At 64.0% G+C, this 13,387-nt stretch carries 11 protein-coding genes; 4 read left to right on the top strand and 7 right to left on the bottom strand.

What is annotated here, in order from left to right; all coding sequences use genetic code 11:
* Positions 1-2: 2 nt before the first annotated feature.
* Genes AB3X96_RS26330 through AB3X96_RS26315 form a run of 4 tightly spaced genes read right to left on the bottom strand, consistent with a single transcriptional unit; the run spans position 3 to position 4,676 of the window.
* Complete coding sequence (locus tag AB3X96_RS26330) at positions 3-989, bottom strand: ABC transporter permease (protein ID WP_368592013.1); 987 nt, start codon at positions 987-989, stop codon at positions 3-5.
* A complete protein-coding gene (locus AB3X96_RS26325; protein ID WP_368592012.1) occupies positions 986-1,966 on the bottom strand; it encodes an ABC transporter permease in 981 nt (326 codons plus the stop codon). Before AB3X96_RS26325 ends, AB3X96_RS26330 begins: the two co-directional genes overlap by 4 nt.
* Positions 1,963-3,513 carry a sugar ABC transporter ATP-binding protein gene (locus AB3X96_RS26320; RefSeq protein ID WP_368592011.1) on the bottom strand — a complete coding sequence of 517 codons (1,551 nt, stop codon included), beginning with the start codon at positions 3,511-3,513 and terminating at the stop codon, positions 1,963-1,965. The genes AB3X96_RS26325 and AB3X96_RS26320 overlap by 4 nt, the downstream gene beginning before the upstream one ends.
* A gap of 35 nt (positions 3,514-3,548) precedes the next feature.
* Positions 3,549-4,676 (bottom strand): sugar ABC transporter substrate-binding protein, encoded by a 1,128-nt coding sequence (locus AB3X96_RS26315; protein WP_013093653.1) that lies wholly within the window; start codon positions 4,674-4,676, stop codon positions 3,549-3,551.
* Positions 4,677-5,091: 415 nt separating this feature from the next.
* Between AB3X96_RS26315 and AB3X96_RS26310 the strand changes: the two genes are divergently transcribed.
* Positions 5,092-5,820, top strand: a complete 729-nt coding sequence (locus AB3X96_RS26310; protein WP_368592010.1) for a FadR/GntR family transcriptional regulator — start codon at positions 5,092-5,094, stop codon at positions 5,818-5,820.
* Between the two features lie 31 nt (positions 5,821-5,851).
* On the opposite strand, the gene AB3X96_RS26305 is transcribed toward AB3X96_RS26310, so the two are convergent.
* Positions 5,852-7,498, bottom strand: coding sequence for an alpha/beta-hydrolase family protein (locus tag AB3X96_RS26305; RefSeq protein WP_368592009.1), 1,647 nt, complete (start codon positions 7,496-7,498; stop codon positions 5,852-5,854).
* A 309-nt stretch (positions 7,499-7,807) separates the two neighbouring features.
* Here AB3X96_RS26305 and AB3X96_RS26300 point away from each other — a divergent pair, with 309 nt between their 5' ends.
* Entirely contained in the window at positions 7,808-8,197 is a 390-nt protein-coding gene (locus AB3X96_RS26300; protein ID WP_184227549.1) for an NUDIX hydrolase, read from the top strand.
* Between the two features lie 40 nt (positions 8,198-8,237).
* Positions 8,238-9,503, top strand: coding sequence for a DUF2252 family protein (locus AB3X96_RS26295; RefSeq protein ID WP_368592008.1), 1,266 nt, complete (start codon positions 8,238-8,240; stop codon positions 9,501-9,503).
* 40 nt (positions 9,504-9,543) lie between these two features.
* Here the strand turns inward: AB3X96_RS26295 and AB3X96_RS26290 are convergent, their stop codons facing one another.
* Both AB3X96_RS26290 and AB3X96_RS26285 read right to left on the bottom strand, forming a co-directional pair.
* Complete coding sequence (locus tag AB3X96_RS26290; RefSeq protein ID WP_368592056.1) at positions 9,544-11,868, bottom strand: PAS domain S-box protein; 2,325 nt, start codon at positions 11,866-11,868, stop codon at positions 9,544-9,546.
* Between the two features lie 193 nt (positions 11,869-12,061).
* Positions 12,062-12,832, bottom strand: coding sequence for a DUF3047 domain-containing protein (locus AB3X96_RS26285; RefSeq protein WP_368592055.1), 771 nt, complete (start codon positions 12,830-12,832; stop codon positions 12,062-12,064).
* 215 nt (positions 12,833-13,047) lie between these two features.
* Between AB3X96_RS26285 and AB3X96_RS26280 the strand changes: the two genes are divergently transcribed.
* Positions 13,048-13,356: a hypothetical protein gene (locus AB3X96_RS26280; protein ID WP_176366622.1), complete on the top strand. Its 309-nt coding sequence runs from the start codon at positions 13,048-13,050 to the stop codon at positions 13,354-13,356.
* Positions 13,357-13,387: the final 31 nt, after the last annotated feature.

Below are 13,387 nucleotides of genomic sequence, written 5' to 3'. Positions count from 1 at the left end.
GCCTAGGTTTCCCGCTTGCTGCGTCCATAAAGCAGCAGCATCGCCGCTATCACCACGCCGTAGATGATCTGACGTCCCGCCTCCGGCATCTGCGCGACTGAAAGGATCGACTGCAGCAGCGTGATCAGGATCGCGCCCGCCACGGTGCCGAGGTATGAGCCTCGGCCCCCCAGAATCGACGTGCCGCCGAGCACGACTGCCGCGATCGCCGGCAGCAGGTAGGCATCGCCCATCGACTGCGCTGCCTTCGATGCATAGCCGGCCAGCAATACGCCACCGAACGCCGCGAACCCGCTGCACACCGCAAATGCGGCCACGGTCACGAGCCGCGTATTGATGCCGGACAGGTACGCGGCGCGCTCCGTATTGCCGATCGCGTACAGCGTGCGCCCGAAGATCGTACGCGACAGCAGGAACACCGTGGCGCCGCCGATCACCGCCCACAGCGCAACGGCATTCGGCACGCCCGGTACGAGCCAACCCGCGGCGAGCCATCGCATCACCTGTGGCGCGGAATCCTGCGGCGACGATCCGCCGGTATAGACGATCATGATGCCCTGCGCGACCGCATTGGTCGCGAGCGTGGCGATCATCGACGGGATGCGCAGCAGCGCGACGAGAATGCCGTTGACGACGCCGATCAGCACGCCGCAACCGATCCCGACCGGAATCGCGAGGACCTGTCCGAGTTCGCCGTGTCCCGCTACCGCGCAAGCCATCATTGCGCCGACCGTGATCGTCCACGGCAGCGACAAGTCGATGTGGCCGAGCAGGATCACCATCATCAGGCCGGTCGCGATGATGCCGAGGAAAGCGCCGACCTTCAGTTGCAGCAGGATGTACTCCGGCGACGTGAAGCTGCGCGAAAACATCCCGCCGACGAGCAGCAGCGCGACGATGCACGCGAACGCGATCACGATCGGTTTGTCGATTCTGCGCGTGAGCTTCGACACGAACGTGCTGAGGCCGTTTGCCGAGACGTGGCTCATTGAAACCACTCCAGGCGATTGCGCACCCTGAACAGCCCGCATGCGCCGATCGCGACAGCGAGCAGAAGAATCACACCCTGAAATAGCGGCTGCCACAGCGCATCGACGTTGAATACGAACAGCAGGTCACCGATCGAGCGAAACGCGAATGCGCCGAAGATCGCGCCGATCGCGCTGCCCTTGCCGCCGAGCAGCGACACGCCGCCTATCACCACGGCGGCGATCGAAAACAGCGTGTACGAGTTGGCGCTGCCGAGGCTCGCTTCGCCGGTGTCGGTGAAGAAGGTCAGAAACAGGCCGCCGATCGCGGCGAGCAGGCCGGCCAGCGTATAGCTCGCGAACTTTGCGCGGCGGATCGGCATGGCGGACAGAAACGCCGCGGGTTCGGACGAGCCGGTCGCGTACGCCGCGCGCCCGATTGCCGAGCGTCTGAAAGGTAGCCAGACGAGCAGTGTGGCGGCGAGCAGAATCAGCAGGCTCGCCGGCAGCACGCCGGCGACCTTGCCGGTCAGTGCGTCAGCGAGGTCCTCGTTGATCGAGCCGCCGGGCACGGGGCGCAGCAGCAGCGCCAGTCCATAGAAGACCGCGCTCGTCGCGATCGTCGTCACGATCGGCTGCAGCCGGCCGAAAATGATGATCAGACCGTTCAGCGCGCCGCACAGCGCGCCGGCCGCGAGGACGCCTGCGATGCCGAGCGCGCTGTGCAGCGCGTCGCCGGTGACGATCCACGAGCCGATGCAATTCGTCAGCACCAGCGTCATGCCGATCGACAGGTCGATGCCGGCCGTCAGCACGACGAGCGCTTGTCCCATCGAGACGAGCGCGAGCAGCACCGCCTTGTTCGCTGCGGTCTGAAACACGTTGGCCGACAATGCGGACGGATAGTTGAGCAGGTAGATCGCGAACATCAGCACGAACAGGCCGAACGCGAACACCGCCCCGCGATTCTCCGCATACCAGTAACGCAGCCCGCTCATAGCGCGACTCCCGTGGAAGGCGAAACCTGTCCGACGGGCAGGTCCAGTGCGCTCGCAATCAGGTTCTGCTCCGTGATCGCCGAGCCGACGAGTTCCTTCTTGATCCTGCCTTCGTACAGCACCAGCACGCGGTCGCAGCAGCCGATCAGCTCGTCGTAGTCGGTCGAATAGAACACGATCGCCGCGCCTTCGTCGGCGAGGCGTCTGAGCAGCTGATAGAGTTCCTGCTTGGTGCCGACGTCGATGCCGCGCGTCGGGTCGCTGAGCAGTAGAATCCGCGGCTGCCGGACCAGCCACTTCGCGATCACCACCTTCTGCTGGTTGCCGCCCGACAGCGAGCCCACGGGCGCATCGATGCTGAACGACTTGATCGCGAGCAACTCCATCATCCGGTCGACCAGCGACTGCTGGCGTTCGCGATCGATTACGCCGGCGCTGGACATGCGATCGAGCGCGGCAAACGACAGGTTCTCGCGCACCGACATCGGCAGCATCAGGCCTTCGGTCTTGCGGTCCTCCGGGATCAGCGCCATGCCGATGCCGTTGGCGCGCGCGGCCCTCGGGCTGCCGATCGACACCGCTTTGCCATCTACCTCGATCGTGCCCGCGCACCCGCGCAACACGCCGAACAGCGCGAGCAGCAGTTCGCGCTGGCCTTGTCCGTCGAGGCCGCCGAGGCCGAGTATTTCACCGGGCTTCAACGAAAAGCTGATGCCTTGCAGCGTGTCGCTCCACGCGAGATCGCGGCATGCGAGAACCGGAGCGGCGCTGCGTCCGTTGGCGGGTTTGGCCGGAAACACATGCTGGTACTTGCGGCCGATCATCATTTCGACGACTTCGTTGTCGGTGCGCGTGCCGGCCTCGAAACTCATTACATGACGGCCGTTCCGGTAGACCGTGCATTCGTCAGCGAGCGCCTTCACCTCGTGCATCCGGTGCGAGATGAACAGCAGCGCGAGGCCCTCGTCGCGCAGGCGCTTGAGCACCTCGATCACGCGCGCGACGTCGGCCGCGGTCAGCGCCGACGTGGCTTCGTCGAGGATCAGGATGCGAGGCTCGTGCGCCAGCCCCTTGGCAAGCTCGACCATCTGCTGGCGCGACAGCGGCAGGTCCCGGACCTTTGCAAGCGGATTGATGTCGGCGGCGCCCGCTCGGGCGAGCGCCTCCTCGGCCTGGCGGCGCTGGGCCCGGCGGTCGATCATGCCGAAACGTCGCGGCGGGTTCGAAGCGAAGATGTTGTCGGCTACGCTCAAGTCGGGAATGAGCGACAGCTCCTGATACACGCAGACGATGCCGGCCGCGTTCGCCTCGGCCGGCGATGCGAACGCGACCTGCCTGCGATCGTAGTGCATCGTGCCCTCGTCGGGCTGCACGACGCCGGACATCACCTTCAGCAACGTTGACTTGCCCGCGCCGTTCTCGCCGAGGATCGCGTGAATGCGGCCCCTCTTCACGGTGAGCTCGGCGTGATCCAGCGCGACCGCGCCGCCGTAGCTTTTCGACACGCCAGACATCTGAAAGAACGGCTGCGCTGCATCCTGCGGCATGCTTCGTCTCCCGTCACATTCCGGCCATCATCCGATCACTGGTTGCCCTGGGTCTGCTTCATGATCTCCTGCGCGGAGAAGTTGATGCCGCAAGTCGGAAACGAGTTGCCGACGAAAAAATTGTCGGAGTCGTTCGGGAAATAGTTGACGCCCGACTTCAGCTTCGAATCGTCGGTGACGTCTAGCGGCAGCTTGATCGAGACCGGGACCGTCTGGCCGTCCAGCGCGGCGAGCGCCGTCTTGATCGCTACCGCCACCTGCGCGGGACCGGTGCCGGCCGACGTGCACTTCAGGCCCTGGCCCCCGTACTGCGCGCAGAACTTGCGAAAGCCGTTCTCCGTCTCGCCGCCGAAGGGCACGAACGGATGCTTCGCATCGATCATCGCGCGCACGACACCCGTGTCGCCGCCTTGCGCCGAGATGCCATCGAAATGACCCTGCACGGCGATCGCGTCGGCGGCGGCCTTTTGCGCGACCCCGTCGTCCCACTTGCCGTAGACCTGCACGACGTTCCACTTCTTGCCGGTGTCGTCCAACGTTTTCATGAAACCATTGTGCCGGTCCGTGTCGACCGACGTGCCCGCCACTCCGCGAACCTCGAGCACCTTGCCGCCATTCGACAGGTGGTTCGCGAGCCACTTGGCCCACAGCACGCCGAGCCCGTACTGGTCGACGTTGACGTTGATCGCGTCTTCGCTGTCGAGGATGTTGTCGAACGCGATCAGCACGACGCCGGCGTTCTTCGCGCGGCGGATCGCGGGGCCGAACGAGGTGGGGTTCTGCGCGTCCACGATGATCGCGTCATAGCCGGCATCGATGAAGTTGTTGACGGCCGAAATCTGCGCCGGCACGTCCTCGCCGGTCGAGACGACCTTGAACTCCTTGAGCTTCGCGGCGACGGCCGGCTGTGCCGCATAGGCTTTGGCCGTCTTGATCATCTGGATGCGCCAGGTGTTCGCGATATAGCCGTTCACTAGTGCGATCCGGTAGGGCCCGTTCTTCTTCGGATACTTGATGTACTTCGTGTCGCTCTTCCAGGGGACCATGCATGTGGGATCGCTGGACGGCCCGGAAACGATCGTTGCCTGCGCGAAAGCCGCGCTTGCGCATAGCGTGAATGCCGCGGTCGCCGCCGCTCGAAGCACCTGGATTCCTGAAAGCATGTCGTCTCCTTTTTGTTGGATTGAACTTGCCGATTGCCGGCGAACATGGCGGTCATGAATCGCCGCCGAATTCTGTGCGTGAAGCAGGGAATCTTGCGGAATGTGCTGCAGCGGGGCTGAATCGGACTCGCCGAAGCAGCGGAACGACTTCTGCAATGGCGTCGCCTCCGAAGCAAAACGAAGGGCCGGCGCGAACTCAGTCACGTCTGACAGTACTGGCATACCAATCCCCGCGCGATAGTGGTTTACCACGGCGCCACGGGCGGACTCGAAACAGTCTGAAACCCCTGCTGAATCGGCTCGAGGCCAACAAAAGTGGCGCGGGGCCCGTGGCGGCCTGATCCGTCAATTGGTGTACCATTTTGTCGAACTCGAACCGATCCTTTGGCCGCTTCGAAGCTTTCGGGAATCCTGAATGGACGAGCTTTCACCCACGCCGAACGGCCGCGGTGCCGATGAGGACGCGACCGACCGTTCCTATGTCGGACTCGCGAAGCAGATCTACGATCTGATCGCCGCCGGCGACGTCGGGCCGCGTGCGCGCCTGCCTTCCGAGCGCACGCTGGCCGAACGCTTTGGCGTGAGCCGCACACAGGTGAGGGAGGCGATCATCGCGCTGGAAGTGCAGGGCGTGGTCGAGGTTCGCGGCGGGTCGGGCATCTATGTGGCAGACGCGCCGGACCCGCGCTCCGCCATGTTCAAACTGCCGCGCGGGCTAGGCCCGATCGAGACGCTGCGCGCGCGGGTGGTGATCGAAAGCGGGATCGCCGCGTTAGCCGCTACCGAACGCAAAGATTCAGACCTGGATCGGCTGTTCGCCGCGTTACGCGCGATGCGCGAAAGCATGCATGACAAAGCGGCGAACGAGGCCGCTGACCGTGATTTCCATTTGGCAATTGCGCGGGCGACGGGAAACGAAATGCTCCGGCTCGTGGTGACCGCGATGTGGGACAACTCCCGCGCCGACCCGCTGTGGAAAAAGATCGAGGAGCACTTCCACACTCCCGCATTGCGGGCGGCTTCGCAGGATGAGCATCAGCGCATCTTCTCGGCGATCATGGCGCGAGACGCGGCCGCTGCGCGCACGGCGATGCAGGCGCATCTGACGCGGGTCATCGGCGAGTTCACCCAGGCGTGGCGTTAGCGCCGCTCCAGGCTGTTCGCCTTCTGCCCGGTCACGGCTCTGTTTCGTCGCCAGCAACGTTGTCGAGGAAACGGGCGAGTCGTTCGGTGTCGGCCTTCGTCCAGCCGTCGGGGGGCACCACGCTGGCCCAGCCGCTGACGTAATCCTCCGAAGAGTAGTTGTGGCCGAACCCTGGCGGCACGGCGAGCTGATGAATCTGATCGCCCACCGCCTGCACGCCCGAGACGATCGGAAACCAATGCATCGCGCGAGGCATGTCGAAGCCGCGAGGCGGAGCCATCCATTCTGGCGGCCACCAGAACGCTCTGACGCTCCAGAAGACAGCCGGATCGGCCGGATGCTGAAGGTACACGATTCGCGGGGCCGGCCAGTCCGCATTCAATGCCACCTGATGCGGATCGCGATTCAGGAACCGTACGACACGCCCGCCATCGAAGATCGGCTGCCAGAAGGGCGACCCGCGCTCGCGCTCGCGGGTGAGTTGCGCATGGATGAGATTGGTTTGTTTGGCGCCGGCGATCAGCACGCCATCGGTCGCGGCCACCATATTGGCCACCGACGCGGATGCGTCCGCTCCCACGAAAGGCGCTTCCACTCCCGCGGCGCCGAGGCTCTTGCCGAACAGAACGAGCTTCGGCCGCTTTTGCGGCGGGAGCGTCGACCAGCGGGCGCGAACGGCGTTGAAGAGCGTGATACCCGCCTCGTCCGCGAGCCCGGCGTCCACGAAAATGGCGTAGCGGCTAGGCAGGAAAGAGTATTGAATCGCCACGATCGCCGTGTCGCCACCGTGCAGTTCCTCGAGCGAGGCGGCGGCTTGGGGCACGATCCAGCCCGTGCCGGTGGGTATCCACACGACCAGCACTTTGCGGTCGAACCCGCCCGCGCGCTCGAGCTCGCGGACCGCAATCCGCGCGCGCTGTTCGAGGGAGTCCGCAGAACGCACCCCCACGTAGACTCTCACCGGATCGACCAGCCTCGCATCTGATCCGTGGAACTTCGCCAGTTCTTGCCTGTTTGTCGCCGTTGCCACGAAGTCGCGCCCCATGCGTCCCAAGCTGTCCCATGCGACCAACGACATGCTGCTGCCGGACACCGTGGGCGACGTGGGGGACAGGGTTCCTTCGGTCGTGTTCTCGTTCCTCGGCTCGTGGACGAGATCGGAGCCCGTGGCGAGGGCGGGAAAAAACACTCCGCGACCGAGCGCGATGCCAATCACGATGATGAAGAGCGCTGTTGCTGGCACCGACACGATCGACGGGACGTGGCGCAGGATCACCCGGTTGACTGCGGCGACACCACGGGCCGTGACTCGCCCGATGACCACCAGCAGCACCGCCGCCAACGGCGACACCACGCTCATCAGCACGCCATCCAACCAGCCGATGGTTGTCATCCCCATGAAACTACGTTGCTCGTTCTGCCAGCCGAGCCATAGCTTCGCGCCAACGAACAGTGCAATGAGCCACGCCGCCGCCAGAACGATTGCTATGCGCCGGCGGCTCTCGCTGGCCGGCACGCGCCCCCATCGCTGCAGCAGCCGATGCACCCCGCAGCCAGCCAATGTGCCTACCCCGTAGCCGATGGCCAGACAAAACGCACCGACGACGGTTTGCGTTACCCACGACCGCGGAATCAGCGTTGGCGTCAGTGACTGCCACCAGAACACGAGCGCGAGCAACGAGCCGCTGAGCGTCGGCGTCCGAAGTGCGCCTCGGAGCCAGGCAGCTATCGGCTCGTGGGGGTTCCGCATGCGTGCTCGCTCAGATTGGCGCAGCTCGCACTTCGTCCCCGCGGGCCATCCGCAAAGGAGTCGAAGACACGAGCCGGCTTGATTTTGACGGTGCTTCGGGCCATGCATCGCATTGTATTTAGCTTTCTCTGGGTCGAACAACCTCGTGGCCTGCCAGTGACTTACCGAGTCGGCGCGCACGCTGCTTGCTCGTCGTGCTGCGATCGGCTCCCACGACTGAATGCCCGCAACTCAAAAATGAAAGATCGATCCACGATCCTATGCGTGCGCGACAGCAAGCTGCTCCTGGTCGCTCGCTCGCGCTCGCGCTGGTCGCTGCCCGGTGGCACGATAAAACGGCTCGAAACCCCGCTGGACGCTGCTCGACGCGAACTGGAGGAAGAAACGAACGTGGTCGAGGTCCACCTGACGTATCTGTTCCAGTTTGGCGGGCTCAACAAGCGGCATCATGTTTTCCTGGCCGAGTTCGCGCGCGACATATCACCTGAGCCCGGCAATGAGATCGCCCAATGCCGATGGTTTACTCCGATCAAGATCGAGACCTTGTCAGCCAGCATACCCACCCGGGAGATTGTCGGTCTGTTCGTTCGGCTTGACGATCGCGGCTATGGGCGCGCGGCCCGCTGAAGACAGGTGCGGCACGGTTTTAGCTACGCGGTTGTGGCAGATGGCCGATGTAGCGAGGAGCACTGTCGTGAAAAAGGCGTTCTCAAAAAATTTTCCGGCTCCTGACCAACGGGCGCCTTTACTGGCAGAGCTTCGCCGGCACAAAATGGCTCGCACGGCATACGACTACGTACGCGGAGGCGCCAGGCGCTTTTATGCGTGGCTCGACAGCCAGCCTCCCGGCGCATTGCCCGATGGTCCGCCGGTGTGGATTTGTGGCGATTGTCATCTCGGGAATCTCGGCCCGGTCGCGGATGCAGCGGGTCACGTGGCAGTCCAGATCAGGGATCTCGATCAATGCGTGATCGGCAATCCTGTGCACGACCTGCTTCGGCTGGGACTGTCGCTGGCCACCGCCGCGCGCAGCGCGGACTTGCCGGGCGTCATCACCAGCTGCATGGCGGAAGCGCTCATCGACGGCTACCAACAGGCCTTCGACGACACCCGCAGCAACGAGACGAAGCGGGCGCAACGGCCGGCGGTCGTGCAGGTCGCGATGAAAAGGGCACTGCACCAGTCGTGGCGCAAGCTGGGCCGGCAAACGATCGACGGCGCGGCGCCGTACATTCCACTTGGCAAGCGTTTCTGGCCGCTGTCGGAAGAAGAAGCGCAGGCGGTTCGATCCCTCTTCGCGCCGCAGTCGGACCTGGCGATGGCAGAGGTGCTGGGCCCGGCGACGACAGGCGACGCGAAAATCGAGGTGCTGGACGCCGCGTTCTGGGTAAAGGGGTGCAGTTCTTTGGGGCGCCGCCGCTACGCGGTGTTGCTGGACATCGATGGAGGATGTTCTGCTGGCGGGCCCCCCTGTCTTGTCGACATCAAGGAAGCCGCCACCGCTGCCGCGCCGGCAAACGCTGGCGCCCCGATGCCCCGCGACAACGCAAAGCGCGTAGCCGAAGGTGCCCGGCATGTGACTCCCCGGCTCGGCGACCGCATGCGCGCCGCGCGTCTGAACGGAGCGGCGGTCGTGATCCGCCAACTGATGCCGCAGGATCTCAAGTTCGACGCGGACCGGCTCACCGAAGCTGATGCCGTCAAGGCAGCCCATTTCCTCGCGCTCGTGATCGGGCAGGCCCATGCGCAGCAGATGGATGCCTCGACTCGTAAAGCCTGGCTGGGCGATCTGCAGGCAAGTTGGCCCAAATCGATCAAGGCGCCATCGTGGCTGTGGCGCAGCATGGTCGAATTGACCGTCGCAAACGAAGCGGAATATCTGGAGCACTGCCGGCGCTACGCTGTCGACCGGCGGGGCGAACAGGTCAGATAGCGAGAGGCTCCCGACGACGCGCCGGTGAGCGGAAATGCAGTCATTTCCGCTGACGAACGCCGGCCAGCACGCTTGCGAGTTCGTCGATGGTGAACGGTTTGCTCAATGCGGTCCAGCGAAAGGGCATCGATGGCAATTGCGGGTTTGCGTATCCCGACGCAAACACGACATGGAGTGAAGGCGCTCGCGCGGTCGCCTGCTTCGCCAGTTCGATACCGTCGATATCCGGCATCCGCAGGTCCGTGATCAGCACGTCGAAGGGTTCATTTGCCAGCCACTCGAGCGCCTCACGCGGCGACGTCGTGAATTTTCCCGCATGCCCAAGCAAGCCGATCAGTTCGTTGGTCGCTTGAGCCAGGTTCACGTCGTCGTCGACCAGCAGGATGCGCAAAGGGGCGACCGGGCCGCCGAGCGCCGCATCGCGCGAAGTTTTGCTACGTACGGGGTCGCCGACATCGAGCACCTGACGGATCTTACGCGCAAGCTGCTCGCGGCTGTACGGCTTGCTGAGCAGGTCGACGCCCGGGTCGAGCCTGCCGCCATGGACGATCGCGTTCTGCGTATACCCCGACGTGAAAAGGACCTTCAGATGCGGCAGCAGCCGCAGACCCTGAGCGACCATGTCCGTGCTGCGGAGCGGACCCGGCATCACGACATCGGAAAAAACCAGATCGATATGGACGCCGCTGCGCAATACGGCGAGCGCTTCCTCCGCGGCGTCGGCTTTCAGGACCCGGTAACCGAGGTCCGAGAGCGTGTCGAGGGCGGTCGATTGCACGTTCCTGTCGTCTTCCACGACGAGGATCGTTTCAGTTCCTCCCTTGGGAGCCGGTGTGACGCGTGGCGGCAGTTCGACGGCCGGCCGGTCCGAGCGGGGCAGATACAGTTTGACCGTCGTGCCGTGCCCGACCTCGCTGTAAATCTTGATATGGCCGCCGCTCTGCTTGACGAAGCCGTATGCCATGCTGAGCCCGAGACCCGTTCCTCTTCCCTCCGGTTTCGTCGTAAAGAAAGGATCGAACGCGCGATCCACCACGTCCGGCGGCATGCCTGTGCCGGTGTCGGTGACGGCCAGCAGTACGTACTGGCCAGCCTGGATGTCCGGCACCGAGCCGACGTACTCGTCGTCCAGCATCGCATTGGAGAGCTCCATCGTCAGCTTGCCGCCCTCGGACATCGCGTCCCGTGCGTTGATCGCCAGATTGAGGATCACGTTTTCCAGCTGATGGATATCGACGAGGGTGTTCCACAAGCCCCCGGCGACGACCGTTTCCACGTCGATCGTCTCGTCGAGAGCCCGGCGCAGCAGATCGTCCATGCCGCGAAGCGCGGAGGCCAGGTTGATGACGACCGGCCGTAGCGGCTGCCGCCGTCCGAACGCGAGCAGTTGCGACGCGAGTTTCGAGCCGCGCTCGACCGCTGTTATCGCTTTTGCCACGCGCTCGCGAGTCCATTCGTCGCGCGAATGCCGGCTGTCGAGCAATTCCAGATTGCCACGCAAGATTTGCAGCACATTGTTGAAATCGTGCGCAACGCCGCCCGTCAGTTTGCCGACTGCCTCCATCTTTTGCGACTGGAACAGCGCCTTGCGCGTGTCCTCCAGCATCCGGCTGGCTTCCATACGCTCGGTGATGTCGCGCGTGATTTTCGCAAAGCCGACCAGCGCCCCATCTTCGTCACGGATTGCATCGATTACCACGTGCGCCCAGAAGCGCCGGCCGTCCTTGCGCACCCGCCACCCTTCGGCTTCGAACCGTCCCTCGCTGGCTGCGATCGACAGTCCCCGTTGCGGCAGGTCGGCCGCGGCATCCTCGGGTGTGTAGAAGCGCGACATGTGCGAGCCGATGATTTCCTCGGCGCTATACCCGTTGATCCGGCGAGCGCCGGCGTTCCAGTTCGTGACGATCCCGGCGGGAGAAAGCATGAAAATCGCGTAGTCCGTCACTCCGTTCACGAGCATGCGAAAGCGCCGTTCGCTCTCGACGACGGCATCGTGCGCGGTCTTCTTGTCCGTCATGTCGCGCACGATCTTGCCGAAGCCGAGCACACGCCCTGTGTCGTCGGTCAGAGCGGTGATCACGACATTGGCCCAGAACCGTGATCCGTCTTTGCGGATGCGCCAGCCCTCGGACTCGGAGCGGCCGGTGCTGCGGGCGATATCGAGCAACGCAGCGGCGCTGCCTTTGTCGCGATCGTCCTGCGTGTGGAAAATGTCGAAGCGCTGCCCGATGACTTCGTCAGCCAGAAAGCCATGAATTTTCTCACCGCCGACGTTCCAGGTACGGATGATGCCTTCCGGCGAAAGTCCGATGACCGCATAGTCGATGACGGAGTCGATCCATCGCTGGGCCCAGTCGTCAGGCATGGATGGACCGGCTTGCGCGCCGTCTGGTGCTCGGTAGTCGTCGGGTTTCGAATGATTCATGCGATTCGATCCTGAAGAATTTGATCTGGCAGCACGTGTTATGCCACACCCGGACCGGGTCGGGGAATCGGTTCGGGACCCGAGCCGGCCGCGTCACGCCGACCGGCTCGATCAGTTCGACGGCACCGGGTCATCAAGGCCCGGGAAGGAACTGGACATCCCCGTACCAGGCGCGTGTCGTGGTAGCGGTATTGTCGGTATCGGTGAGCAGCCCATAGCCTGTGATTCGTCCTGGCGGTTCGTGAAAGACCCGCTCGTAGTCTTGCACGATATTTCGGCGCAGACTTTGCCACCGACCCGCATCGCCGGGCTGACCGGAGACCACGATCATCTGCACGCGGTTCGTGCGGGGGTTGGCAATGACGGTGCCCGGCGCGGCGTTGGTCGACCAGACGTACATCAACGTCGCATAGGGCAGGTCTTCGCCGCTCAGTTGTTTGGCCAGCCCCATCTTCGCCCGGTCGAGCATCGACAGCTTGCTCTTGTCGCCGTCGAACATGAACATCAGCCGCGCTGGCGCGTCTTCCTTCGACGCGATGCGGTTATCGGCGCCCGCGATCGGCCCATCCGCTTTCCAGCGCCATGCCACGACGGGTGTGCGCGCGAGGTCGATATTCCCTTCGTGCATCAACGCAGAAGCGGAGCGGTTCGCGTCAGCCTGCAGCACCGTGGTGTGGTCATCGTGAACCAGCGTGTATTGCGTGATGGGCTTGCCGCGCACCACCGGCAGGTTCTTCCAGCCAGCGGGCAGCGATGCGCCGGGCTCGCTCGTGGAAAAGGCGATACCGGGATTTTCGTCCTGGGCAAGAAGGGGGAGCGGCAACAATAGGAGCGCGACACATGCGACGATCCAGGCTGGCTGTGCGGTTCGTTTTTGCGCTCGGCGGCTCGAAGGAAGGTGCATGGCGGTCGCATTCGTCTCTTGGATAGGAACCATTGTAATGGGCAGCGCAGGCGACATTTCAGCGGCCGCTTACTTCCGCGCGTGTCGGGATTCAGGATTTCCTGACGTCCGGATCAGGCTTTGCCGTAGTCATTTGCAGCCGCCGACGACTGTGCGCTAGCAGCCGTTCATCCATCATCGGTGAGGCTTGCGAAGATCGAAAGGCGATGTGCAAAATGATTGCGGACTTTCTGGACCGACGCAGGCGCTTGCAAGAAATCGACAGAATTTGCCAGCGCCTGTTCGAAACGTGGTGCGAGGCGCGCAGCCTGACACCGCTGACATACCTGCTGTTTTGCTGGCCGTTGCGCGACACCCGTCCTGTCGCGATACGACGTTTGCAGCAGACGTTGAAGGAATTGCGCCGCGATCATGCGGAAGGTTTCGATGCCGGCACGTTCGTGGCGCTCGATCAACTCGTCGACCGTCTCGACGAACTGGTCGATCGGGCAGAAACCCCGGTGACGTTTTCGCTGGTCAGCTAGCCGGGCGCAACTTGCCCGCCGCGAATCCTGC

This window comes from Paraburkholderia sp. BR13439 (genome assembly GCF_040948805.1).
Lineage (GTDB): Bacteria > Pseudomonadota > Gammaproteobacteria > Burkholderiales > Burkholderiaceae > Paraburkholderia > Paraburkholderia youngii.
Note: the sequence above shows the minus strand (reverse complement) of the source record. Positions and strands in the feature narration are given on the sequence as shown.